Annotated in this window: 18 protein-coding genes; 10 read left to right on the top strand and 8 right to left on the bottom strand. The window is 46.2% G+C overall.

What is annotated here, in order from left to right; translation table 11 throughout:
- Positions 1-2 precede the first annotated feature (2 nt).
- From FCL48_RS17685 to gspE, 10 genes are read left to right on the top strand one after another with little or no spacing between them, the layout of a single operon-like run.
- Positions 3-566 (top strand): Tfp pilus assembly protein FimT/FimU, encoded by a 564-nt coding sequence (locus tag FCL48_RS17685; RefSeq protein ID WP_169309268.1) that lies wholly within the window; start codon positions 3-5, stop codon positions 564-566.
- A gap of 17 nt (positions 567-583) precedes the next feature.
- Positions 584-1,003, top strand: coding sequence for a prepilin-type N-terminal cleavage/methylation domain-containing protein (locus FCL48_RS17680; protein ID WP_136874068.1), 420 nt, complete (start codon positions 584-586; stop codon positions 1,001-1,003).
- Positions 987-1,655: a type II secretion system protein J gene (locus tag FCL48_RS17675; protein WP_136874066.1), complete on the top strand. Its 669-nt coding sequence runs from the start codon at positions 987-989 to the stop codon at positions 1,653-1,655. The genes FCL48_RS17680 and FCL48_RS17675 overlap by 17 nt, the downstream gene beginning before the upstream one ends.
- Before the next feature lie 3 nt (positions 1,656-1,658).
- Entirely contained in the window at positions 1,659-2,696 is a 1,038-nt protein-coding gene (gspK, locus tag FCL48_RS17670) for a type II secretion system minor pseudopilin GspK (protein ID WP_136874064.1), read from the top strand.
- Between the two features lie 3 nt (positions 2,697-2,699).
- On the top strand, positions 2,700-4,145 hold the full coding sequence (locus FCL48_RS17665; RefSeq protein ID WP_136874062.1) for a PilN domain-containing protein: 1,446 nt from the start codon (positions 2,700-2,702) through the stop codon (positions 4,143-4,145).
- A gap of 6 nt (positions 4,146-4,151) precedes the next feature.
- Entirely contained in the window at positions 4,152-4,733 is a 582-nt protein-coding gene (locus FCL48_RS17660) for a type II secretion system protein M (RefSeq protein ID WP_136874060.1), read from the top strand.
- Positions 4,730-5,608 (top strand): type II secretion system protein GspN, encoded by an 879-nt coding sequence (gene gspN / locus FCL48_RS17655; RefSeq protein WP_136874058.1) that lies wholly within the window; start codon positions 4,730-4,732, stop codon positions 5,606-5,608. Before FCL48_RS17660 ends, gspN begins: the two co-directional genes overlap by 4 nt.
- 4 nt (positions 5,609-5,612) lie before the next feature.
- Positions 5,613-6,311 carry a type II secretion system protein N gene (locus tag FCL48_RS17650; RefSeq protein WP_136874056.1) on the top strand — a complete coding sequence of 233 codons (699 nt, stop codon included), beginning with the start codon at positions 5,613-5,615 and terminating at the stop codon, positions 6,309-6,311.
- A gap of 42 nt (positions 6,312-6,353) precedes the next feature.
- Positions 6,354-8,615 carry a type II secretion system secretin GspD gene (gspD, locus tag FCL48_RS17645; protein WP_136874054.1) on the top strand — a complete coding sequence of 754 codons (2,262 nt, stop codon included), beginning with the start codon at positions 6,354-6,356 and terminating at the stop codon, positions 8,613-8,615.
- 34 nt (positions 8,616-8,649) lie between these two features.
- Positions 8,650-10,338 carry a type II secretion system ATPase GspE gene (gspE, locus tag FCL48_RS17640; protein WP_136874052.1) on the top strand — a complete coding sequence of 563 codons (1,689 nt, stop codon included), beginning with the start codon at positions 8,650-8,652 and terminating at the stop codon, positions 10,336-10,338.
- 150 nt (positions 10,339-10,488) lie between these two features.
- On the opposite strand, the gene FCL48_RS17635 is transcribed toward gspE, so the two are convergent.
- From FCL48_RS17635 to FCL48_RS17595, 8 genes are all read right to left on the bottom strand, one after another.
- Positions 10,489-12,582, bottom strand: a complete 2,094-nt coding sequence (locus tag FCL48_RS17635) for a hypothetical protein (RefSeq protein WP_169309267.1) — start codon at positions 12,580-12,582, stop codon at positions 10,489-10,491.
- 525 nt (positions 12,583-13,107) lie between these two features.
- Positions 13,108-13,740: a PEP-CTERM sorting domain-containing protein gene (locus FCL48_RS17625; protein WP_136874046.1), complete on the bottom strand. Its 633-nt coding sequence runs from the start codon at positions 13,738-13,740 to the stop codon at positions 13,108-13,110.
- Between the two features lie 113 nt (positions 13,741-13,853).
- Positions 13,854-15,788 (bottom strand): S8 family serine peptidase, encoded by a 1,935-nt coding sequence (locus FCL48_RS17620; RefSeq protein ID WP_136874044.1) that lies wholly within the window; start codon positions 15,786-15,788, stop codon positions 13,854-13,856.
- A gap of 99 nt (positions 15,789-15,887) precedes the next feature.
- Positions 15,888-16,385, bottom strand: a complete 498-nt coding sequence (locus FCL48_RS17615; protein ID WP_136874042.1) for a hypothetical protein — start codon at positions 16,383-16,385, stop codon at positions 15,888-15,890.
- A 110-nt stretch (positions 16,386-16,495) separates the two neighbouring features.
- On the bottom strand, positions 16,496-18,289 hold the full coding sequence (locus FCL48_RS17610) for an Ig-like domain-containing protein (protein ID WP_136874040.1): 1,794 nt from the start codon (positions 18,287-18,289) through the stop codon (positions 16,496-16,498).
- 14 nt (positions 18,290-18,303) lie between these two features.
- Positions 18,304-19,710, bottom strand: coding sequence for a multicopper oxidase domain-containing protein (locus tag FCL48_RS17605; RefSeq protein ID WP_136874038.1), 1,407 nt, complete (start codon positions 19,708-19,710; stop codon positions 18,304-18,306).
- Between the two features lie 10 nt (positions 19,711-19,720).
- Complete coding sequence (locus FCL48_RS17600) at positions 19,721-20,950, bottom strand: multicopper oxidase domain-containing protein (RefSeq protein WP_136874036.1); 1,230 nt, start codon at positions 20,948-20,950, stop codon at positions 19,721-19,723.
- Between the two features lie 72 nt (positions 20,951-21,022).
- On the bottom strand, positions 21,023-26,146 hold the full coding sequence (locus tag FCL48_RS17595; protein ID WP_136874034.1) for a hypothetical protein: 5,124 nt from the start codon (positions 26,144-26,146) through the stop codon (positions 21,023-21,025).
- Positions 26,147-26,170 lie beyond the last annotated feature (24 nt).

The following is a 26,170-nucleotide window of genomic DNA, read 5'->3' as shown; positions in this document are numbered from 1 at the left end:
TTTTGACGCTTTTACCCCGGAACAGTGGCGCCCCTGGCACCTGCCGGAGATATTACCTGAATAAGGCCAACGGTTTTACACTGCTCGAACTGATTGTGGTCTGCGTATTGATTGGCATTATGCTTACCATTAGTGTCCCGTCTATGCGAAGTACTTTTTTTACCAATCCACTTAAATCAACGGCACGGCAGGTTGTGGGACTGATCAATGAGGTAAGACAGACAGCGGTAAGAAATCAGCAGGCCTACCAGCTTCGTTTCAGCCAACTGGAAAACCGTGTCTGGTATGAAAAAGACGCTTTGGAGGAAGATACCCTGAGCATCGACGAAGAAAGCGTCATGCAAAAGCAAGAGATTCAATTCCCTGAAAGTGTCTCTATCGCCAATGTCTGGTTGCACAGCAGTGGTGTTACCTCAGAGGAACAAACCTCCATCTGGATAAGCAAGAAAGGTTATATGGACCAGGCGGCCATTCAACTGACCGATAGTGGAGGCGATTCTTTGACGATAAAGCTTAATCCTTTTACAGAACCAATAATCATCACCGAGGAATTTCCTCCGAATTAAGGACGATAAAACGGTTTATGAAAGGGCAATATGCATCTCAATTCACCACTGTTTTCAAAAACAACAGGGCGTTCACCCTGCTGGAGGTGATGATTGCCGTTTCTATTATTGCAATCGCCCTGGTCGCTCTTTTTGGTTCCCAGTCCAGAAGCCTTTCCCAGGCAACGGAAGCTCACTTTAATAATATTGCACCGATGCTTGCCTCTCTAAAGCTTGCCGAACTTAAAAGCGGCATAATTTCTCTGGACAATGACGAGGGAAGTTTTGATGATGATTTTTCCGAATACACCTGGAAAATAGAAATTTCCCCTGCCCCACTGGAGAGTTTTGACAATTTATCGGACCTGGAAGTCCCTCTGCAACAGGTCACACTCACCATCTCGTGGAGTGAAACAAAGTATACATATTCATTGACCCATTATGCGCTGGAATTCTAGCAAAGAAACTGGTTTCACCCTCATAGAGCTGCTGTTTGCTATTTTTATCTTTGCTATTGTCATCTCTGCGGTCTATGGCGCCTACAGAGCGACCTTTCAAGTTACTCTGAGTTCGGAGCAGCACATGCGCGAGTCAAACACAGCCCGGGCGGCTCTCGAGAGGATAACAGAGGACCTTACCACCATTGTAACCGGGCCTGGAGGAAACCTTTTAGGTAACGAGCAGGATATCTCAGGGGGGCGTGCTGACACTATGACCTTTATTTCTTCAAGCCACATCCCTCTCAACAAACAGGAGATTATAGCGGGGGATGCAAGGATCAGTTACAGTGTAGTGGCCGACGAAACAGAGAACACACTCACCCTGATGCGCTCCGATACGGTCATTCTGCCTGGGGTAGAAGGGGACAATGATGCAAAATTTCTTCTTTGCGAAGGCTTGAAAGAAGTCCGTTTTTCGTATACCGGTCCAGATGGGGAAACAACGACAGAATGGGAAGGCGAGAGCGTTGAAGGTGAAGACGGCAAACTCCTTGCACCTGAGCTGCCAAAACTCATAACAATTGAACTGGTCTTTGCAAATGAGCTAAAGGATGGCAACGGAAGCGTGTTTAAAACAGCTGTAGCCCTGTCAGAACCGGACAAGGAATAACACATGCGGCTAACAGAAAAAACTCTGCAAAAAAGCTCCGTTACCTGTAGAAGCAGTTCAACAGGACACGATCAGCGTGGGATGGCACTTCTGGTCACTATAATGACCTTAAGTCTGCTTACAGCCATAACAATCCAGTATCATAAAGTTTCGTGGCATAATTTTGTCGTCTCTGATAATTATAAAAGAGGAGTACAGCTCAAATCAATTTCTGAATCTGGGGTAAATATTGCCCTTGCAGCGCTGATTGACGACCTCGCAGAAAATGAGGCGGATTCCTTCTCAGACAGCTGGGCCCTACTGGAACAGGAAAATTTTGATCTGCTGTTCCCAAGTGGCGAATTACTCCTCAAGATCAACGATCTATCAGGCAGGCTCCAGACTAACATGCTGGTTGAGGAGAAAAATGCTGAGACCTCTGCTGAATTACGGGATATACTCCAAAACCTGCTCGTTTCTGGAATATTTCCCATAGAAGATGAAACAGAAGCACTGGAGATTGTTGACGCGATCGTTGACTGGATTGACGAAGACGACCTAGAGTCCGATCACGGTGCAGAAAACAGCTATTATCAGTCCCTGGATCAACCATATTCTGCGAGAAATGGCCCTTTGACAAGTATTGAGGAACTTCTTCTGATACGGGGAATAACACCTGAAATTTTTTTCGGTAGTGATGAGAATAAAGGATTGAAAGATTTCCTCACCGTGTACGGTGAAGATGGAAAAATCAATATCAACACCGCTGAAACAGAACTTATAAAAAGTATGAATCCTCTTATCACCGATGAACTTGCTGAACAGTTTGATGAGTTTAGAAAAGATGAGGATAACAAAGATTCTTTTAACGATCCCAGCTGGTATACAGCAATAGGCTGGCCCGGCGACATCGAACTCAATGACAAAATTATAACAACCACTAGTCAATATTTTCAAATCAGCGCTACAGGAAAATTTGATACCCTTTCATGGACAATGGTGGCGGACGCTGGACGTGCCGAAGATGGCACAATAAACCTGCTCAGGAAAAAAGTGGAGTAGTTAATGGCTGAAAATATTTTTTGTCTGGACATCCACGAAGATAAAATTACAGCCGTTTCGGTTGATAACAGTTCCGGTGTGTCTATTGTCAAAGGATACGGAACTCTAAACCTCGGCGAGACTCCTTTTCCCGAGACCCTTGAGCAGATAAAAAAGCAGTGCGGATTTGCCGAGGGCCAGTGCAGAATAACCCTTGGAGCAGAGCTTTTTTCTTACAGAAACCTGTCACTCCCCTTCACTGATAAGAACAAAATAGGGCAAATCCTGCCGCTTGAGCTCGAAGATTTATCCCCCATCAAGATAGACTCCCTTGCCATTGATTTTCTCATCAGCAAAATTAATCCGGATGGGGTTGATATCCTTGCAGCAATGATCGACAAAGCTGTTTTGTCGGACTGCCTCTCATCACTTCATCAATCAGGAATAGACCCTGAAACCATTGGTATCAGTGGAGTTGATCAGGCCTTGATAGTGACAGGGGAAGAAAATGTTGACTTTGCCCTGATCGATATTGATGTTAACTGGGCAACTGTGATCATTGTTATCGGCGGAAAAATTACCCTCATCCGCTCAATATCTACCCCTCCAGAAATTTACGCTGAAGATGCAGAAATACGAAGCAGAGATTTTGCAGTCAGCATACGCCAGACTCTTTTGGTTTCAGGGGATTTTGACATTAACTTGAAACACCACAAGGTCTATATCTCAGGAGCAGTAGCCCCTTACGAAGGCCTGGCAAAAATACTTTCAACAACCCTTGAGGGAACCCCGGTAAAGGTATTCCAGCAAAGCAGCCAACCTCTTCTTAAAATAGATTCCGAAACTGCTTTTCCCTATCTTCCCGAGCAAATGGATCGAGCCCTGTCCGTTGCCCTTCGAGGCAGCGGCAAATATAACGGTTTTAATTTTAGAAAAGGGGCCTTCAAAAAACGGAAGACAGTTGCTGAATATCGTACCTGGGCCCTCAAATTTGCGGTACCTTCAGCCGTTTTACTCCTCGTTGCCTTTACCTATTGGGGATACTCATATTCCAAGCTGCGCAGCCTCCAAGACGATCTCAATGCACAGATCACTCAGGTGTTTAAAGAAACCCTCCCTGAAGTGACACGAATTGTCAATCCTGTCCAGCAGCTTGCCGTTAAGAATAAAGAAATTTTAAACACCTATAAACCTGGAGGTTTAAGCGGAGCAGAATTGACAGTTGTTGAACTGCTCGCAGAAGTCTCGACACGCATTCCGCCGAATTACACAGTCAAAGTTGTCCGGCTGGTGGCAGACATGGATGTCATACGTCTCAAAGCGGTAACCGGGGATTTTAATACGGTAGACAACGTCCAGAAAGAGCTCGAAAAATCACCTTATTTTAAAGAAGTATCCATCAGTTCAGCGAATCAGTCGCCCAAGGGTGATGAGGTGAGCTTTGAACTTAAAATACAACGTACCCTGTAGATATCTATGGCCGGTCTTTTGAAAAATAAAACTCTGCGAAGTCTCTGGGAGAAATCTGGAATTCAAAATCTCGAGAAACGGGAGAAGCTTGTTCTCGGAGGAGGAGTGGCATTTCTTATCTGCTTTATATTTTTAAGATTTGCAATTATTCCTTTAATAAGTGCCAAAAGCAGCCTTGAAAATTCCACAGAAAGAAAAAAAGAAGAACTGGTCAGAATAAAGGAACTGCAACAGGAACACCTGACCCTCAAAAATGAACAGGGAACCATTGAGGCAATGATTAAAGAGAGAGGCGATAATTTCTCTCTTTTCACCTTCCTCGATCAGCAGGCTGAAAAAATACAGGTAAAAAAACAAATACAATATATGAAACCATCGACAACCGAAGGAGAAGACACACTCAATGAGACCATGGTTGAGATGAAATTTCAACTCATCTCCTTAGAGGCCCTGGTTGGCTTTCTGCGCCTGATCGAGTCTCAGAAAAATGTCGTTTTCATCAAACGTATCTCCATTCAGGAGAATGGTACTCAGCAGGGTTTCCTCGATGTAATTTTACAAATCGTCACCTTTGAGGAGAAACAATGAAATCTGTGACTCCTTCTTCCCGTCCGTTGTTATATGTTTTATATGCAATTGTACTGACACTTATTCTGCTCTACCTTCGGTTTCCTAAAGAAAAATTCAAAATATTCTGTGAAAACCAGGTAGAACAGTTATTTACAGACTCCTCATGTAGCATAACCGATATTGGCTATAGTTTTCCTGCGGCAATCGTCTTTGAGAAGGTGAAAATTGGTAAAACAGAAGGTGAGCAACAATCAATAGTTGCTGTTGATCAGATTAAGATACATCCAGGTATAAAATTTTGGAGTACATTTAAAATAGGAGGAAAATTGTATTCCGGAACACTCAAGGCATCTCTCATAGTTGACAGGGCTGAAAAAAATTACAGGCTGGTAGATATAGTCTTTAATAACCTAAATCTGGATGAAATTGTAAAAGATCAAGGTATACTCAATAGGAAGGTAACCGGAAACCTAGGAGGTTCGGGGAATTTTCAGGCTCAGTGGGCCACGCCAATAAAGGGGCAGGGCAAAGCACAGATAAAAATTTCCTCCGGCAGCCTAGAATTCTTACAACCTGTTTTATCGCTTACAGCTCTTCGATATGACCAGATCTCTTTTGACATGTCGTATACGGAACAACTTGATATTGGGACTGGAAAGTTGAAAGGAGCAGATATCAACGCCGAATTTGAAGGTAATGTTAACATTATGACCTCTCTTCTCACCAGTAGAGTTAATATGTCTGGCCTCCTTGAACCAAGAAGAGAGTTTTTGCAGACCCACCCGTTGGAGGCAAAAATGGTGAAACAGTACGCTGCGCGTTATAAGAGAAGCGCCCTTCCATTTAAACTGGGCGGCACTGTGTCAAATCCGACATTCAGATTCAGCAGGTGATTCTATGACAGGTCGGTTATCATTTATAGCACCTCTTCTCTTTATCACTATTCTTTCAGCGATATTCGTGGAAGGACTCTACCAGGCGCTGGAAACATTTGTGCTCGATGTTCCTGCCACTTCCAAAAAATCTCTCGACCAGGACCAGGAAAAAAAAGCTTTGATTATAAACCCAAATGAAAAAAGGCCTGATTACCGGGTGATCTTAACGAGAAATCTCTTCGGAACCTCGCTCAATAACAGTGAAGTGGTAGAGGCTCCTGTCGCGCCTGAATCTGAGGTAGAAAATATCAGTGAGCTCGGAATTGTGCTCATGGGAACTGTCAGTGGGAGCGAAAACAACAGACGGGCAATAATCCTTAATAAACAAAGTCGTGATCAAAATATATTCAGCATCGGTGAAGTTATAGAAGGTGCCCTCATAAAAGAGATCAACCGTGGGCAACTTGTTCTCACTATACAAGGTAAAGATGAAACACTGGACATGAGTGAAGCCGCACAAATGAGACCGGTTTACAAAACGCCTCCACCTTCAAGCCCGGAAAATCCAGGTGGAGAATCGAATATTAGCGCATTACCGGAATCCATTACAACCCCAAGACCAACCCCCCGAAGACGGGTCATCCGCAGACCTCGTGCAACACAAAATACCCCGAGGACTGCTTCAGGACTAAACACTGCTCCAAGTGAAACACAACAATAACGACTTGAAATAAATGGATATAATAACAAAGGTGGAATATACATGAACAGGTGGAAACAATTCTTTCTCAGTATCGTCCTGATCAGTTTATGTCTTGGTCTTTATGAGAGCTGCCTCTTTGCCGAAGATCTGCCAAAACCTCTCCCCGGGACTTTAGATGAAAATCAGAATAACGAGCAACATATTATCATCGATTTTGATAGTGTTGATATCCATCTCTTTATTAAATTTATCAGTGAATTGACCGGGAAAAACTTCGTTGTCGATAAAACGGTACAGGGTAATGTGACAATCATCTCTCCCACCCGTATTTCTGTAGATGAAGCATACCGTGTTTTTGAATCTGTGCTGGAAGTGCATGGTTTTACCACCGTCGAATCCGGTGCTGTTACCAAGATTCTTCCCTCAGCCAGGGCACGTTCGCAAAACATTGAGATGCTCAGTAGCGGTTTATCCGATAGACCTGAAGATAAAGTCGTTACCCAGCTTATACCTCTCAAATACAGTTCACCAGACGATCTGAAAAAGGTTCTCGCACCTCTTGTTTCACAAACTTCCGTACTCATCGCCCATACACCTTCTGGAATGCTGATCATTACCGAAACAATGTCTAACATTCAGAAACTTCTTGGTATTATTAAAGTCCTTGATGTCCAGTCAAGAGAAGATGAGGTTGCTGTAATTTCACTCAATAATGCTTCAGCCGAAGCCCTTGGAAAAATCTTAACCACTATTTACCAGAAGACACAGGTCCAGGCAAAAGCGGGGGAAGGAGTGAGCAGTGGTCAAATTAAGGTCGTTCCCTATGAAAGGGTAAACGCACTGATCATTGTAGCAAACAGCGGAGAAATGGGCCGGGTGAAAAGCCTCATCAATATGCTGGACACCAAGGTACAGCGGGCTGATGGCAATATCCACGTTTATTACCTCCAGAATGCGACTGCGGCCGAGATGGTCAAAGTACTCAATGTCCTTCCAACAAATCTGCAACAGGGGGAACAGCCAACAGGAAAACAGGCTGCCATTTCCAAAGATGTTACCGTTATGGCGGACGATGAGACAAACGCCCTGATTATTACCGCGACTAAAGACGAATATGCCGTCCTTGAAGATGTGATCAAAAAGCTAGATATCCCGAGAAGAATGGTCTATCTCGAGGCTCTCATCATGGAAGTAGATGTTGACCATACCCTCGATTTTGGGGTGGAATGGGCTGCCGGGGGAGAATTCTCGGACAGTACGGGGACTCTTGCCACAGGTTTCAGTAGTGAAAACGGTTTTAGTTTTATTGAGGGAATCAGTAGCCAAGATCCTTCTCTGCCGTCGGGTTTTTCCTTTGGTGTACTCAAACAAGGCATTGAACTTGGCGGAGTAACGTTTCCTAATATTGGTGCAATGATAACAGCAGTAAGAACTGATTCCAATGTCAATGTTATCTCCACCCCCCAGATTCTGACGATGGATAATAAAAAAGCTGAGATTTCAGTTGGTGATACCGTCCCATATATCACCAGTCAGAACACCACGGCCTCTGAGCAGGATTATACCCAGTACGAGTATAAGGATGTTGCCACAAAGCTATCCATCACCCCTCACATTAACCAGGCTTCAACCCTGCGCCTGGAAATTGAAACCGAAGTCGTCCGCTTAAAAGACAACAGTGCAACTCCGACCACCTTTGAACGGAGGGCCACAACCACTGTTATAGTCCGAGATCAGCAAACCATTGTTATTGGCGGGATCATAGGCCACGATGTTACAGAAAGTGAATGGAAGATTCCACTGTTAGGTGATATTCCCTATTTAGGCTGGCTTTTTAAAACCCATTCGACCAACGATACAAAGACAAATATGTTTATTTTCATAACGCCCCGGATCATTCGAAATCCAGCAGAAATTGCCTCGATTTCCCTGGAGAAGAAAGACCAACTCGATGCAGTACATCCCTCAGTAAAAGAAGAACTTCAGAGGGATGGAAATCCAGCCCATGCGGAACAACTTACAATTAAGGGATTTGAAAGACTCATGGAAGGTGACCTTGCGGAGGCAAAACAGTATTTTGAACAGGCACTCCAGATTTCTCCAGACAATCCATATGCCCTCATGAATCTTGGAGTAATCTATGAACAAGAGAACCTGCCCCAACAGGCCCTTGACATGTATCGCGCTGTCCTTGCCACTGGCTCTGACATCATTGCTGAAAAAACGAGTGATCCCGCTGCCACTGGACGACCAATCTTGGAACTCGCAAGAGAACACATTGAGCGCATAGAAAAAGACGGCAATTCCCCGGGAAGCAACTGATAAGCACCTAGAGAAGAGGACCAGGCAAAATTGCATGAAAAAAATTGGCGAGTTATTGATAGATGAAAGCGGAGTATCTCACCAAGCTATAGAGAACGCTCTAAAAATCCAGGAGGATAGTAAAGCTCCCCTTGGAGAAGTTCTGCTTAAGGGTGGGGAGGTCGACGAACTTGGTCTTTTGCGGGCCTTAGGCCTGCAATTTGGTATAGAGGTCGTAAAAACCCTGCCCTCTGAGATCCAGATGGACTTTGCCGAACATATTCCCATCAGTTTTCTGAAACAGAACTTGATTGTCCCGATCATCACCAAACATGAAAAGTATTTTGCCATCAATGATCCGCTTTCCTTTCAGGCTTTAGACGATTTACGTTCAATCCTTTCTCAAAAAACCTCCAAAATTGTCCTCGCCCCATCTCAGCAGATCATCAATGCCATAAATTTTGTCTATGATATGACCCCGACCTCGGCCGACGAGGTTATGCAGGACATTGATGATGAAGATCCTGAAAGACTTTTCTCTGAAATTGAAGAAATTGGTGATCTGTTAGATGACACCAGCGACTCCCCTGTCATTCGTCTGGTAAACCTTATGTTCTCTCAGGCAGTGCGTGACAACGCCTCGGATATACATATTGAACCATACCAGAACAGTGTAAAGATCAGGCAAAGACTGGATGGAATTCTCTATGACATGCTGCGCCCTCCCAAACACGTCCAATCTGCCCTGATCTCAAGAGTTAAGATCATGGCCAAACTCAATATTGCAGAAAAAAGATTGCCCCAGGATGGTCGAATCGAGCTCAAAGTTGCCAACAAGGAAATTGATGTGCGTGTCTCCACTCTGCCAACGGCTTTCGGCGAACGTGTGGTTCTGCGCCTGCTCCACAAATCATCGGTTATGATTTCACTTGCCGACCTTGGCATGCCAGAAGACCGGTTTTCGACCTTTGATCAGGAGATACGCTCTCCAAATGGTATCGTCCTTGTTACCGGACCCACCGGCTCAGGAAAGACGACCACCCTTTATGCCGCCTTATCTGCCATCAACAATACTGATATTAACATCATCACAGTCGAGGATCCCATTGAGTACAGGATCAGCGGTATTGGCCAGGTACAGATCAACCCAAAAATCAATCTGACCTTTGCCTCTGGTCTGCGCTCAATTGTCCGGCAGGATCCAGATGTTATTCTTGTGGGTGAAATCCGTGATACAGAGACGGCTGAAATTGCCATACAATCTGCTCTCACAGGCCATCTTGTCTTCTCCACCCTGCATACCAACGACTCGGCAGGTGCCATTACCCGGCTCAGAGATATGGGGATAGAGCCTTTTCTCATTGCCTCATCCGTCAACGCCATACTTGCCCAGCGGCTGGTCAGAATTATCTGCGAACACTGCAAGGAAGAATATATTCCCCCCCCTGAAATGCTCGCCAAAATTGGCCTTGGAGGCGAAGAGTATAGAGATAAGAAGGTATTTCGGGGAAGAGGCTGCGCAAAATGCCATAGCACAGGGTTCAAGGGAAGACAGGGGATTTTTGAGCTTCTGCATATGACTCAAGACATGAAATCACTGGTACTGAAGACCTCCGATGCCAATGAAATCAGGAGAAAAGCCATCGAAAACGGTATGATCACTCTGCAGCAAGATGGAGCGCAGAAAGTTCTCCAGGGTATCACTACAATTGAAGAAGTGTACCGGGTGTCGCAACAATCGTAATTCTGTCCATTCACAAAATTCTCCCATCAAGGACCAGGGCTGAGCCCAAAAACGACACAAGGCACCTCCGTCTGGAGGTGCCTTGTACATAACTGTCCTTTTCAAAGGCCCAGAGACCGGCTATTACACCAGACGGGGAAGGGCAAACTATTAAGAAAAGGTGTGACAGGTAGCACATTGTACTCGTTTTTCGATGTGCTTTTTATGTCCTTCACTCTTCCATGACTTACGTTCATGACAGCTGCTGCATAGCGTATTCTGAGCTTTGACCAAACCGGTAGGTTCAGAGGTATGGCAACTTACACAGGACAAACCTTTGGATTCATGTTTTGTATGCATACTCTGCCAGTCCATGCTTTTCTGCTCGTGACAAAGATTACATGATTTCACTTCTGCAGGTACTTCATGGTAACCAAGAGCCTCAAATGGAATCATCCCGGCACCATCCGCTGTTGATCCGGAACTGCTATGACATTCAGTACATGAAGGAGCTTTTTCTTTTGGATCAACACCGTGGGTTATCAACATTTCTGCATCAGCTTTTACGATTGAATAAGTTCCATTCATTCCCTGCTCTTCCATTCCTTTCTCAACAGCAAGGTCGAAATCGCCGGTCATGAACATCCACATAATCACCGGAGGAACCATTTTGCCGCTTTCATGCCATGGCATAAAAGTGGTATGTCTTTTAATTGGTACAATTTGAGAACTCCCGTCAAAAGGTGTTCCATTTGCTTTGGCCATATTGAAAACCCCCGTCTCTGGATTGGCTGCTATGGTTTCACCAACGTTATACACATACGATGTTCCGTCAAACCAGACGTATTCAGGCTTTACATTGGCTTCTTTGACTTCTTCACCAATAAATCCACCCTGGCCAGAAAATGCACCTGCACTCCAGACAGGATTGCTCCAGTCTCTTGACATCTCGGTTGCACCGCCTTTCGCATATTCACGAATATGGCAGACCTGGCAACTGAGCTGTCCCTGAGCATGTCGGTTCAAGGTTGCATCTGAGTGAGGTGAATCGTCATGACATGATTGACAAGTAGGGGCTGCGGCTTCTGTCTGACGAAGATCTATACCGCGTCCAGCGATTTTATGATTGAGAGCAGAGTGGCAATCTACACAGGACAGATTTGCACCGTCCGGTGACAAATGTACATCAAGATCAACTGTAGCGTGGGCAGAACTGAGCCCAAGATCTCCACGCTTGGTCCAATCACCACCACCGGCTTTAGCATGACACCTCAGACACGAATCATTTGTCGGCATGTGAGCAGCCCTCGCGACGTTCACCATATTTGTACCTTCAGGCATTTTTTCATAATCAGGTACTGTGGTGTAATTCCCAGCTGAATCTACCTTACCGAACACATATGTCTTTATTTGACCCAAAACATTCAATACTGTTTCCGTATTTTCAGGGTCAGTAACAAATTTCCTCTGATACGTATCACTATGGCACATCAGACAGTCCACGTCTGTCGCTTGCACCGGGTCTGGCGCATTACCATCTGCCCTTACGTGGCAGGAAAAACACGCTGCTTTTGAAGACATTGCATAGGTACAAAAGGTATTGATGCCATTGACCCCCTTACCAAGCTCTTCACCATCGGTATTGGTAAGATCAGGTGTGGGTCCTGACCATTTCATATGCAGACTGTCCATCATCTCGGTCGCCTCCTGCTGGTGGCAGCCAATACAGGTAGCCGGACCATCATATGCAGTTATGCTATTGTGGGCTGCAATAGGACTATCGACCAGAACGACATCCGGGGGCTCCACCGGTGGAGGTTCTACAACCGGAGGAGGTTCAACGGGGGGGGGCTCGACTACTGGCGGCGGCTCTACTGGTGGTTCTACTGTCCCCGCCTGGACCACTGTAAAGTTTGCGGTATCATTAAATCGATCCGACCGATCGACAATAACACATTTGTATTTCCAGTTACCAATTTTCTCGTCAGCCGGCACGGCAAAATCGTAACTCGCTGTTGTTCCATCAATCTCCATAGAATTAGTAGAAACGACACGATCACCTCGTGGTCGCTCAAGATTGCTTATAACAATTTTTGCAGACTTTAAGCCGCCTTGCACCTCTCCTTTCGCTGTACATTGGAATTGAACAGACTCTCCTGATACCACAATCTGTGGATTTGTCGACATCTCGATGTATTTATCGGCAGCAAAACCATTGCCGCTCAGCAACACACCAAAACTTACTGCAATTACAACTGTTTTCATAACATCCTCCCAGCGGATCTTGTTAGTGAAGCCCGTTGTCGTTCAACAACATGGCCCCCCTTGGACGTACTCCACGCTCCGAGGACTATCTGCAATATAGATACCACAATGTAGTCAACCATGGCTTAGCAGAAAGAGTTTGAGAATACCTCTCAAATAAACTCAGTCACATGGTTCATGTTTTGACCAAAAACTACATATTGTTTTTCTCCATATTTATCAAAACGATACGTGATATACACCAACATACATCTAACGGAATATCACCGTAAATCAATCTTCTTGCAATAAATTCAGAAAATTATTCTTACAGTAATTACGCCAGTCGCACAGTTTATATCTCGATGTACAACTATTTGCGCACAAGCTATTGCGAGGCCCAATATTTACTCGGATGGATGGTAAGATAAATAGAATTTTTATTTTTCTTAAAGATATCAGTATATTAAAACATAACAAAAAAACCCCAGCCACTTCAAGAGTGGCTGGGGTTCGTATCCCAAAGGGATTCAATATAATTTGCAGCTATTTTTGCTTTCTCCGCTGAACAGCAATTAATCCAGCTAGGCCAGCACCAAAGAGAAGGATTGTTGTAGGCTCTGGAACGGGACTAACGCTCACATTGTCAATTCCTGCCCATGAACCAAGAAAACCATTATTGTCAGTCACTCGAAACTGTAGACGGGCATCGCTATCAAATTCAGAGACATCTATCAGCCCATTGAAGGTGCCAGAGAAAAGATTCGTTTTATCACTGCGAGGTGTCGCGTTTGTTCTCAGTCTGTCGAGAGTTATATTCTGCACAGGGCTACTATCAAGATCTTTAAGTATAGAAACGAACACGTCATTAGAGTTACGTGAGTTGTCTGTATACTCAAAAAACCAATCAAAGGTAATCTGAATTTGGTTCAAACCAGAAACGTCAAAATTTTGCCAGAGTCTACTGACTGGAGATATGTCATTACTAAAGCTAATCAGCGCAAAATCACCGTCCATACCTGGTCCAGCGGTGCCCACAGTTACATCTCCGCTTGTTTGCCACCCACTCAAGCCGCTACTAAAATCACCGTTGGTAATCAGGGTGGCGCTGGCACTGCTTACCAGAAATATACTTAATATAGATAATACACATGTTCTTATTATATTGATCTTTTTCATAGTTCTCTTGCTCCCCGCATATGCGATTTCTATTTAGAAGTCACGTTTCTCTCCTTGCGCTTACAGGAAGTGCTACAATGTATTACATCCTGTAAGTGCAAGCTTTTCATCAATCACTTAATTGTCAAGACTTCACTCATATTTCCTTCAGGACCTGAGACGGAGACGACAGTGCTTCCATTGGAGTCAAACCCTTTTTTCGAGGCCTTACTGACGGTCTTCTGCCATCTCTGCTTACTGTTATTCCAGTTCAGAGTTACATCCCCAATACCAGGTACCTCGGCGACAAGGGCTGCATCACTGCCATAATTTGAGGTTGCATTGATGATGAGTTTATCTGTATTGGCCCTGTAGAGTGCTTTGGTTATATCAATCGACAGATCATAACCATTACAACTCTGATCTATTCCATCACCCACTATTTCTCCGGCACCTGGATAGATATTTGCGTTACTGTCATCACAATCGACAGGAGTACCACACGTGGCTTCTGTAAAAAAACCATCTCCATCCGCGTCAGTACACACCATCAAATCGGAGCCATCACAGTTCTGATCTATGCCATCGCCTGCGATCTCAGGTGCCCCAGGATAAATTGAGCTATTTGCATCATTGCAGTCAACCGGAGTACCGCACTGAGACTGAAGATAAAAATTATCTCCATCCACATCGCTACATTCACCGGACTGGTTCAAATAGTCGTACGCCCAGGCTGCATTAACCAAACCGTATCCATACACATTGTCGGCACCGGCATCACCGAGATCTTCAGAGGAGAACTTCAGTGCATCTTCCAGGTCTACAGGAGTCAAGTCTGGATTGCTGCTCAACAGCAAGGCCATTGCCCCGGTCACATGAGGTGCAGCAAAAGATGTTCCTACGACAAGTGTGGTCGCTGTTGGAAAAATTCCGCCAAAAGTGCGATCCGTTGTATTTACGAGATAACCTGGAGCCACCGCAGCAGGATATATATCTCCTTGCCCACAGGCAGAAGGCCCCTGACTGCTAAAAGATGAAATCAGCATGTTCTGATCCACCGAACCAACAGCAAAAACCCCGGCGTTATTCGCAGGGCTTATACTTGTCTGTCCTGCACCCAGATTTCCTGCAGAAAATACAAGTGCAATATCAAGATCATTAAAGAGTTGAATATCAGTATCAAACTCACTATTGCAGCTATTCACGGTGTCGGGAAAACCCCATGAATTGTTGACGATATCCGGAGCATCATCTGTATTTGGGTCACCATCCGGGTCGAGCAACCACTGAAAACCAGAATGAATATCACTTACAAAGGCGTCTCCGTTATCGGCAAATATTTTCACTGCAATCCACTTGGCCAGCGGAGCCATACCAATGGCAGTAGCACCTAAGTTCTGACCGGCCATGATTCCCATGGTCTGAGTTCCGTGTCCATTCGCATCATACGGGAGCGTATGTTCTCCATGGGGATCAAACCAGCTGTTACTACCACCACGCCAATTACCCCCTAACTCGAGATGATTAAAATCCACCCCGCTATCCATGGACGCAATAGTTACTCCCTGCCCCATGTACCCTTGGTCCCAAAGAGCCTCTGTCCCCAGCATAGAGATATTCCATTCGGTATTGGAAGCGGCTGGGACCGGATCGTTAGCCAGGGGGACGGCTTTATCGAGGCGAACTTCCAATACTTCAGGACGGTTAGCCAGCTTCTTGATAACAGATGGCTTGGCCTCAACTGCAAAACCATTGATAATCCAGAGGCTCTGCATTTTTTCGCCACCATTGGTGGTTAGATATGACCGTAACGATGTCTGGTTCTCTGCAGCAATTCGCTTGAGTTCTTTCAGGACTTTTAATCGCCGAAGCTTTTTCTTCATTTTTTTGAACTGCTTACGGTCAAGCGAATCTCTAAACTGTATGATAACTGCGATTTTTTCTCTCGATTTGGCGGTGTCTAGAACGCTTTGTAATTCTGGCGATATAGTTCCGGCTTGAACCACTGAAAACGAGAGGAAAAGGAGTAATGCCGTCAGGAAAATCGATCCTTGTCTAATTTTTTGCATATCAATCCTCTCTTTACTCTTAGGGCATCAATAATTGCTGTGTTGATGCGCTTTATTCAGACACATAATAAATGTGCTGCCACATATGTAGCTCTCTAATCAATCGATAACCAGGTTTTCAGCACGAAAATCACCGATCACAACGCTCACCTTATCACCCGCCTTCACGACGCCCTGATTCCCAAAAAACATCCAGTAAATTCGACCTTCTTTGGGCATATTGCTATTTCGCAAAGAACCTACCTTTGCGGTATTGGGAACAGCCAGCACCTTGCCGCTGGCCTGGTGAATGAGATACGGTTTGGTCTGACGTTTAAAAAGGGGTGCTGCTTTATCCGCGTCGAGCACCCGATAGCGAAAATCGATCATCCGGTCCGCTGCGGTCATGCGTAAGGCGGTCAACTCAATACCCCACTGATCTTCCAGTTTTTTCTCAAAGGTCTTAGAGTTGTGCAGCAGATCAGGCCCCACTGCTGCAGCGGGGCTGGCATTCAGGTTTGCTGAAGGATTTAAAATGGTGAAACAGCACAACACCAAAGATACCAGCATAATACGCCACAACAATCTGAAATGATTTGAAATTGTGAAGAGGCTCATAACCAGGTCTCCTTTTATATTGAACCAATACATGCAACTTCTGAGATCTCACACAGCAGAGAGAGAGAAAATAATCCCCCCAATCTCTGCCGTGCAACTTGGAGCAGGATTTACAAAGGAGGTAAATCCCTGTTTCGGACCACATTTACTCTTACTGTTGCGGTATTGGAGATTGCTCCCGTCATATCCATAACCGTGTAGGTAAAGGTATCAGTTCCACGCCATCTTCTGACAGGAACGTAGGTCACGGTACCATCCCCATTATTTGTCAGGATACCGCCCTGGCTCGTGCCGCTCACGACAACAGTTGTCCCGTCAATACCGTTTGCATCGCTATCGTTTTCAATCAGGCTGAAGGTATTGCGCACATCACCGGCAACGCTGTTTCGCCTCACAGTTGCAGTATCATCGACGGCAACAGGTACATCATTGGTAATATTGATGGTCACTGTAGCTGTAGCTGTACCGCCATTGCCATCATTTACCGTGTAGGTAAATGATTCGGTTCCAGGCGCGCCAGGATTATATGTGAATGAACCATCCGAATTTACCGGCCCTGCTGATACGGTCAGGCTGTCACCGTCGGGATCCTGATCATTTGCAAGCACACCTGGTGCTGCCACAACAAGCTGAACACCGGCAACTGCTTCATAACTATCATTTGTTGCCGTTGGGGCATCATTGGAGCCAGTAACGGTTATACTTACAGTAGCTATATTACTGGCAGGACTGCTCGCAGTTGCTATGACTCTATAGGTAAAACTATCTGTTCCTGAGAAATTAGCACTCGGCTGATAGGTAAAAGAACCATCAGCATTCAAACTCAGTACGCCTGCGGAAACTCCGGAAACAAGCTCAACCTCAGCACTGGCAGGCAGAGATGTATCATTCAACATAAGACCCGCCGCAACCGGGACATTAAGCTCTGTATCCTCTGTAGCTGAATACGAATCAGCTGCAGCAAGTGGAGCACCGGATCCGGCGCCTACAGTGATTCGGGCAAGCATATTATTTCCCTGCCTGTCATAAATCACATGGTCCCCTGCCGTGGCAGGCTGCCAGAAGGCATCAATAGTTTTCCCGGCAGCCAGATTTGCAGAATATTGCTTCTTGGCATAGGGGTATGAATTTCCATCTTCCGCAATGAGGGTCATGTATCCTTTATTTAGTGCTGGAACATGAAAATCGAGTCCGGCGTTTAGGAAACTGAGGACAACGGGTTCTGTTGTGTCACCTGCAGTTATGTTTGCCTCCTCAACGCCATTTACAAGAAAATACCTTGGCTTATACGTTAGAGGTGTTGCTGGGGCGGGAGGATTATGCAACGCTGGATCAATCTCGCTATAAAGGAGGGTCACATCACCGCTCGTGTTTGCGTAAACACCCACTTTTAGAGCCCCGTAGAGCCCCATATGCACCTGTTTTGCAGGATGACTGCCACTCATATAGAGATAACTACCTTCATTCTGATCAACATTATGCCAAAGGTAATCCACCGTCTCACCTGCAGGGGTTGGGGTGGTAAATGAGGTAATCCTCACCCCGCTTCGCACCGGTTCAGGATGCTGACCTGCATTTCCGACTACAATCGCCTTCTGACCAGGGATTATAACTGACACATCCTCACTGAGACAGTTACGCAACCGAATACGCAGGTTGCCATTTGTCTGCAGATCAGTGGCTGTCAATTCAGGGCCCACTGTCCAATCTGGGGAACTGTTGCATGCCTGCCCAACATCTCTGGCAAAGCCCCACATCGTTATCGGAGTGCCCCCAACAGGTGCCCACTGTCCCTCAATGGCTACAAGATCGACTCGAGCGAATAAGGGGGTGGATATAAAGGTGAACGCTGCCGCCATCACCAGTGAAGCCTTCGACTTCTTTATCACATTAGTTAAATTCATATTGTCCCCCTTCGTTATTCAATCGGCACATTGTATGCTTCAATGATCATCATGGTCAGCATACCGCCGGGAAAAATATCCCAATTCGTGAGCTCTTTTTCCGTATGGGAGTGCCACATAAAGGTGTAACCTCCGTTAGGATTAAGACCACCTTCTCCGGGAGGGAGAGCGCCAAGAGCGCCAAGATAAGGACTTCCACCCCACCAGCCACCAAAGGCCAGTTCCAGATTACCAGGAAGGTTCACAGGAAGCGGCTTGCCGTGATCCTCGCAGAATTCGTGGGTAATGGGGTCATACTTTGGTGCGTTTGGACTCTGGTCTTCCCCAACAAACTTACCGTTACAGGTGTGCTGCATCGACTGGTTGTTGGCTGTGACCACATCGGTTCCGCCGTAGATATCCCAGTTCAGCCCTTCACCGGTCCAGGTAAAAAGAGCATCAACCGTTTTCCCTGGAGTAGCGGTAATAGTGAACCCTTCTGTCCCTAGATCCGGTCCTGCACCAGGACTGCTCTCCAGCATTCGGCCGTCTCTCGCGATAACTTTTGCGTGGTTCCCATGGTGATGAAAGGGGTGCATTTGGCGCCCTCCACCGACAACTCGCATGAGCAAAGTGTCACCGGGATGCATCCGAGGTACGGAGTTGTACGGTTGTGTTGGTAGCCAGAAAACATTTGGAGCAGCCAGATCATCTGGTGCGGTCCGACCATTGATGAACCAGTAGTTGGAAAAATAATCGTCAACGAGTGGCTGTATGGAAGGGTCGTCTGGACCATAGAATTCAACTGCCTGATGAATATTGGGATCCATCTCAGTCAAAAAGAACAGTTCTTCATAGGTATAAGCCGTATCAGGATGCCCGTAAGCAGTGGGTACATTTGGGTTAAAACCCGCAGGCCGTACAATAATAGCCCCGGTCAAGCCCATTTCCACCTGCAATCCAGGGTTTGTTCCACTGTAATAGGTATATGTTCCAGGCTCTCCCGCTACAAAACTGTACTTGACGACATCACCATCTCGCCCTGCCTCCAGGGTCAGATCTCCTTGGGAACATGGATCTTCAGTTCCTGCGGCCTCACATGATGCTGTGACATCATGCCCTGGAAAAACGATAGAGACATTCGGTGTTTCTCCTGAACCGGCCACATACAACTCATTTCTAAGAGTGATAGTGACGGTCTGCCCCTTGGTAACTATCAGGGTTGGACCGGGGTATTGTGCACGGTTGCTACCGTTTGCGTATCCCCAAAGCAGCATGGAACCACCATCTGCGGTGCTCACATAGTCCGCTTTTACTCGAAAATCAAAGTCAGGTCCTGTGAGGCCCTGTATTGCTGCCTGCGCTCCAGCTACAGATAACAACAGGAGTGCAGCCGTGAAGACAGCAGCTATCGCTGTCGATCTGTATTCAATATTTTTCATGGCATCCCCCTTAGTTGATTATAATTTCTGTCATCATCCCACCAAACTGATCATCATTATTACTGAGATAGTTCAAGTTGCTGGTATAGAGGACATAGGTCCCGGGATTAATGTCTGCAGTGTCAAGAATCACATCTGCGGACTCGCCACCGCCCAAAGTAATGGAATTGGCATCATAGTAGAGATCGTTGCCATTTGGGGCTCGAAGGAGTTTGGCATCTCTCCCAACCACCTTCATTTTAATGCCAGAACTTTGCAGGGTGTAGTAACGGGTAATCGCCAGATTGGAGATACGAAGTAATATCCTCTCTCCCCGGTTGGCAACAATTCTGGTACTCACTGGCTGCGAGGTCTGCAGTTTCTCAAGGTCGGGATTATTGACAGGATTCGCGGAACTGCCTTCAGTTGGCGGGAAGTCATAGGTTCTTGGATCCGCAGTATCAGGGTACCCACGACCATTTATCATGGGATAGTTATCTACCATAAGAGCGAACGGCAACGGCTGTACAGACTCACTGGCGTCATGAAATGCACCGTCAAAAGACCCAAGCTGTATTGGATAGTCCACGTCGTAACCGGTGGAACCGTCTCCATCATTATAGGCAAACTGCGAATAAGCCCTTCCATTATGGGTTATGGGAGGACCGTTGTTTTGAGCAGGTTTTACGTAGAGGCTTCCCAGCATACCCATTTGCATATGTTCCGTTGCTTCCACATGGCAATGGTACATATACGTGCCGGGGTCGTGAAGCTTGTAGTAGTAGGTCAGGGTTGATCCCATGTTGATAGCGATACCACTCTCTGGCAGGCCATCAAAAACGGTGGAGGACTGAGGATAACCGTGAAAATGCACGGTATGCGGATCAAAAAGATCAGGACGGATCAACATGCCGACGTTGGTCAGGCTAAGATAAAATTCCTGCCCCTCTTCCAGAACAATGCTCGGTGCTGGCCATTGATTAGCTAGTATTCCGGTTGCAATAACCCTGTTTTTTTCTTCCTGAGTGCTGGTTGCCATCTCTGTTACATCAGCAAAGCCGAAGATGTATTTTATTTCACCATCGGCCATGGTGGCAAAGCCATCCCCGGCCACGAGGTGCATACATTTTATATTGGGATTATCATTCATATTACCGTCAGGATCACACTGGACGTTTACCGCGCCATGAGCCATCGTTACTCCGGTAAACCACAGCAGACCTGCAAGAATCGTTGAACTGTATCGTTTTGTTGCTTTCATAATTTCACCACCTATATCGATCTTCCGGGCGGGATTCCCGCCCGGAAGTTTTATGATACCTGGTTGCTGTTGTTATAACTCGTCAGCACCGATATCAGACGCAAGGCCTGAAGGTCGAGGCTCAAGATCAAAATCACGAGTTATGAAACTAAGAGTACCTGCATCAACAGCATCAGATCCCGCCTGGATATGAAAATCCGCGGTCTGCGTAAGAGGCCCGTAGCGCAGTCGGATAAAGTTACCACCTTCATCAAGAGCAGGTGGAGCCGCTATTGCTGTATTTACCTCTGGCAGGAAGGTTGTTGTTTCACGGTTGCCATTGAAGGTTCCTGCGACAAAAGCTGGATCATCGGTGAGGTTTGTCTCAAGACAGCTGGTGCAGGTCAGATCGTCAGCCGCATTTCCAGTGCCTATCACAGCCAGATCATCATAGACTACGGTAGAGCCACAAGATAAGCCCACTGCGCCGCCTATATCCGGACAGAGCCCTGTAAGAACCGATGTTTGATCTGCGGCCTCCTCGAGCAGCCAGTAGAACATCCTATTCTGCCAAACGATATTATTGCTGAGAGCAGGGTCAGAAAACCCGGGATCTAGTGCTGCAGGCAGACTAAGGTCCAAATGAGCGTGGGATGCAACTCCCGCTCCCGGTTGTGGATTAGACTGCGAAGGAATACCAGGTGAAAATGCGTTACCACTGGTTGAGGTGTTGTCATTGTGGGCGATGGTGTTGTATAAAATATTTACATCCAATGCATCCTGGATAGAAATACCACCACCGGCCTGTGCCGCAACATTGTTTACAATAATATTGTTAACGATATCAACAATATAGTCGACTGCAACTCGACGATTATTGCCACCACCAACGATTCTAACATCCTCTCCGTTAACGCGACTAAGCTGGATACCACCACCGTCACCGGCGCCAGCTGAATTACCCTGAATCAAGTTGCCTTCAATTTTTACATTACCAGCACCTTGAGACAATTGACCAACTGCCAGCGGAGGTTTACCCGCAACAAGAATACCACCACCGTTGGTAGGGGCTCCCTGGTTGAAGTTTTCGTTAAAAATAACCGTATTCTGAGATATCTCGGGATACGTGCTATTATTGTTGTTTCTGTCACTGAGACCATAATGGGCAATACCTGCACCATCTGCAGTGGTAAAGTTTCCGCAAACGTAGTTATTGCTCACCTTATAGGAGTCTGATCCGCTATAAATACCGATACCTCCACCAGCACCGTCAAGGCCACCGTTCTGATTTACGGTATTATGATGAATATTTACGTAATTATTTTCTGCATCAGTAGGTTGGCCGTCAATGCTTACAAATGGGTGACCCACTCGAATACCTGCTGCATAGAAGGCACTGTTATTTTGGATTTTCAGGTTTGAGATCTCAAGATAGTCTGCATAGCCATTGACCACCACACCACCGCCTGTATCAGCACCGGAGATGTTAAACCCGTCTATACGTGCGCCACGGTTCCGATTAAGTCTGAACCTGTTTGGCCCACTAGATTTTGCGGCAACAAAGACACCTGCTCCTTCTTCACCAAAGAATGTTGTAGGCTCAATTCCACCAAAGCCCAATCCCTGTCCGGGAATAAGATCGATATCACCGTTAGTTCCGTCTCCAAGCAGGCTTTCTGCCAAGGTACGCCATGCTGCAAGTTTTTCAAATGGGGTTTTGATTGCATTAATAAAGGTAGAACCCTCACCCCAGCCTTGCAATTGGACAGGCTTCCACATAATGATCATTTCATTGTAAGATCCTGGTCCAACCAGAATCAGATCATTACGACCTGCAGCGTTGATAGCATCCTGAATAGAGCCGCCATCACTGACGACGACAACATTTGAACCATTTCTCAGTCCAACCTGCACGGTCAGCCCGGTTACCGTTGCATTACCGTTTGCACGGGTAACAGTTAACTGCTTGCCACCAACGGAACCAAAGTTAATATTAGAAACGTCGACAGTTATTTCCCGCTGGGTCCAACTAATAACAGGAAGTGGTATGCCGCCAAGAGTTACAGTGCCTTGATTATTAGGTCCACCAAAGCGGTAATCCCGTCTGATATTTTTGGGCTCTAAACCACCAACTCCATCATAGGCGGGATTCGGTACAAGAACTCTGCCCATCGATCTAATCGTCATAGTCTGACCAGAGTTAGTGAGACCACTATTATTTGCAGGAACATATGGTCCACCACCAACTGAGTTATTGGGAACAGTGACACTCTCAATCCGAGGTGTTCCTGCTTCAAGTTCACAGTCAAGTGGAAACTGGTCAGGCCCGGCAAAAGCTGCTACAGGAACAACAGGAGTATCCAGATATGTGGTTGAACCAGGCATATACTGGAAGGTGTAACAGAATTGACTGTACTGCGGATTATGCAACGGGTCTGGACTGCCGTCCACCATGGTTTTGGCATTCATACAGGTGGTCAGCATGTTTGGAGAAATCCCACTTGGTTGTGGGAGATTTTCTGTAAAAGTAGAGGGTACAAGAGCGTTGTACACTCCATATTCATCGGATACTGTGCGGCTGATTTCCTGGCCTGTCCAATCTCGGATTGAAACGGGTAGAAATGGTGGAGCGTATTTTTCACCAAACTGCGGTGAAGCGGGGTCATACTCATTGGCTGTATCATCCAATATAAACCCGATGATATGGCCAGAAATAGGAACCTCGGTAAAGAGTGAGAAATCAACAGCAGCATTTTGATTACCACTCAAGAATATCTCTTTTACATCACATGTCTGCAGGGTCTGGCCTGCTTTTGGAGCTGCTACCCCAGGAAACAGGGCCAATTCGTCTGGCACAATATAGTCTTCACCAACACATACTGGGGGTAACAATTGTGGAACGGGTACAAACTCAGCACCAAAGTCCACATTCTTATCCTGGGAACGGATTACTTCATACCCAGCCGGAACTTCGACTTCCACAAGATATTTGCCGGGAGCCAAATAACCGATATCCGCACTTTCTGGAGTACTCGAATCTGGAACATTAATCCAATCTGGCTTCACCCCAAAAAAGTCCTGACTGATACTGAATTCAGGGCCAAAGGCATAACCACCATCAAAGACGCCTGGACGAACCTGATTCCAGTTGCGCAGACCATCGTAACAGTCTGTAGGCTGACCACGAAACTTATAAGGATCGTCGGTTTCGTTGCCTGGAAAACCATCGCTATCGTTTACACCATGTTGACAATTCTCAGGCAGGCTTCCATCCCAACTGTCAGTTTCTGTTGACATGAGGTAATTTCCGTTGGCATCATACAGATTAACGGTTACTCCCGGGATACCTGGTTCCCATGGTTCAGCAGCAGCATACTCGGGATCATCTTCAGCACGGGTAACCGCGTACATTACCATACCGGAGATACCCCCGTTCTCCCCAAAACCATAAAGGGTTTTTCCCCATTCAATAACACTGGTCTGACCAAGAAAACCCTGGAAAGCATGGGTTAAGACAGGACCTACTTCAGTCCTTGTCCATGTGTCACCATAAACGTTTGCATCAGGGTCAAATGGAACATTTTGTTTTTGAGGATTAAGTTGACCTCCAAAGGAAAGTGCATCCCCAAAAGGTACAGGGCCACCATCATCAACAGTTACCGTCGAACCAGTTGCCTTAAATCGTGCAAAATCCACTTCAGCAACCAGCCATGAGAAAAATGGAAACACCTGATCAAAAGGAACAAAACCATCACCATCAGTTGGAAAGGCCTGGTAGATAGTACCGTCACGGAAACGTAAATTTACATTCTGCTCCCCGATTCCAGTTTCAACTTCACTATCTTCTCTTTTACCATTCCCATTAGCATCATAGAATACGTGATTTTCAAGCCGTGTGAACCACTGGAAAACAGGAACATCACCAAGGTTACAGCCACTCAGTCCGTTACACGAGCCATCAGCAGCCACAGTGACAGTGTTTTTTGCAAAAACGATGTCAAGATTGTCATCCCAAACAACCAACTGGTAATCACCTGGCGGAACATCTGGGATTGTAAATGCACCTTCATTGGTCCGTGCCGCATACAGGCCGTCACCAAGCACACCACCGGCCATTTCATTGAGACCTACCCAAGGGGTCGTGTGAGGAAATGCACCACCCGCATAAAATTGAGCGTCAGGTGGCCGGGACAGATGCAGATTAACGACATTACCGGAGACCGCAGAACCGCCCGAAAGTTTTGGAGATTTATGTGTTCCTGTTACAGGATCAAGAGGTACAAAGCCCACAGAAACGTGGGGGCCTGGAGGACCAAACTCACCAAAAAATTCTGGTTCATTGGCTTTAACCCAGGCGTCGATTAGCTTGGTACCTTCGATAGTAGACGTCTGAACCCATTTACTATCGTCGTTTGGAACAACGATGATTCCATATTTTCCTGGCGCCAGATTTTTGATAACTACCCTGCCATCAGGGCCGGTGGTACAACCACTTCCCATCACATTCACAGAGCCATCAGCATTATAGGTTGTACAAAGTGGATTTCCAAATGCGTCAGCGCTTTGAATTCCTGCTGAGGCACCATATTTCCCACCGGCATCCTCTAAAATGATTGAGAAGCCGCCGATCCCCTCTTCACCCTGATCCCAAACATTATTTATAGGAGCAATGTCTTCATGGGCAAAAATGGTGATTTGAGCTGTCGGAGTAGGTGCAGGAGTAACATATACATCAACACGCCTGTCACTCCCTTTAAAGGATGCACCACTGATGGCATAACCGGAATCTGGCAGGACAGAGATATAATAATTTCTTGCACTTGTTACCGGTCCCAGATCAAGACTCCTCAGTTTGCTCCTGAGATCATCCTGGTTACCACTATCCACCACAGGCATATAACTGCGGTGAAAGCTGACTGACAAAGTTCGTCTATCTGACAAGGGTTGTTCTACCATCCAGTTGGGGTCTAATGCCGGCGCGTTCCCCAGCATTTCAACCGTGCCATTAGGATTTAACGGCACATGATAGGTTTTATCTTCCTCCACCAACCAACGAAACGACGTGCCCGCAGGCAATGGCGTTCCATCAGAGTTAAATAAATTTATTCCTCTCAGCGCCTGTGCATCGTTTGCACCAAGCGCCAAAAGACCAATGGCTACTACTGCCACCATTACATTCCAATAGATGGGTTGATACCGCTGATTTCGTATTTTCACGTCCTCCCCCCTCTTTCGATTATT

It is taken from the genome of Desulforhopalus sp. IMCC35007 (genome assembly GCF_005116575.1).
Classification (GTDB): Bacteria; Desulfobacterota; Desulfobulbia; order Desulfobulbales; family Desulfocapsaceae; genus Desulforhopalus_A.
The sequence above is the reverse complement of the archived record's forward strand: the minus strand, read 5'-3'. Positions and strand labels throughout refer to the sequence as shown.

Bases quoted from the DNA above. Each gene is read 5' to 3' on its own strand.
- FCL48_RS17680 (WP_136874068.1), top strand. From the start codon at position 584: ATGAAAGGGCAATATGCATCTCAATTCACCACTGTTTTCAAAAACAAC.
- FCL48_RS17675 (WP_136874066.1), top strand. From the start codon at position 987: ATGCGCTGGAATTCTAGCAAAGAAACTGGTTTCACCCTCATAGAGCTG.
- gspK (WP_136874064.1), top strand. From the start codon at position 1,659: ATGCGGCTAACAGAAAAAACTCTGCAAAAAAGCTCCGTTACCTGTAGA.
- FCL48_RS17665 (WP_136874062.1), top strand. From the start codon at position 2,700: ATGGCTGAAAATATTTTTTGTCTGGACATCCACGAAGATAAAATTACA.
- FCL48_RS17660 (WP_136874060.1), top strand. From the start codon at position 4,152: ATGGCCGGTCTTTTGAAAAATAAAACTCTGCGAAGTCTCTGGGAGAAA.
- gspN (WP_136874058.1), top strand. From the start codon at position 4,730: ATGAAATCTGTGACTCCTTCTTCCCGTCCGTTGTTATATGTTTTATAT.
- FCL48_RS17650 (WP_136874056.1), top strand. From the start codon at position 5,613: ATGACAGGTCGGTTATCATTTATAGCACCTCTTCTCTTTATCACTATT.
- gspD (WP_136874054.1), top strand. From the start codon at position 6,354: ATGAACAGGTGGAAACAATTCTTTCTCAGTATCGTCCTGATCAGTTTA.
- gspE (WP_136874052.1), top strand. From the start codon at position 8,650: ATGAAAAAAATTGGCGAGTTATTGATAGATGAAAGCGGAGTATCTCAC.
- FCL48_RS17635 (WP_169309267.1), bottom strand. From the start codon at position 12,582: ATGAAAACAGTTGTAATTGCAGTAAGTTTTGGTGTGTTGCTGAGCGGC.
- FCL48_RS17625 (WP_136874046.1), bottom strand. From the start codon at position 13,740: ATGAAAAAGATCAATATAATAAGAACATGTGTATTATCTATATTAAGT.
- FCL48_RS17620 (WP_136874044.1), bottom strand. From the start codon at position 15,788: ATGCAAAAAATTAGACAAGGATCGATTTTCCTGACGGCATTACTCCTT.
- FCL48_RS17615 (WP_136874042.1), bottom strand. From the start codon at position 16,385: ATGAGCCTCTTCACAATTTCAAATCATTTCAGATTGTTGTGGCGTATT.
- FCL48_RS17610 (WP_136874040.1), bottom strand. From the start codon at position 18,289: ATGAATTTAACTAATGTGATAAAGAAGTCGAAGGCTTCACTGGTGATG.
- FCL48_RS17605 (WP_136874038.1), bottom strand. From the start codon at position 19,710: ATGAAAAATATTGAATACAGATCGACAGCGATAGCTGCTGTCTTCACG.
- FCL48_RS17600 (WP_136874036.1), bottom strand. From the start codon at position 20,950: ATGAAAGCAACAAAACGATACAGTTCAACGATTCTTGCAGGTCTGCTG.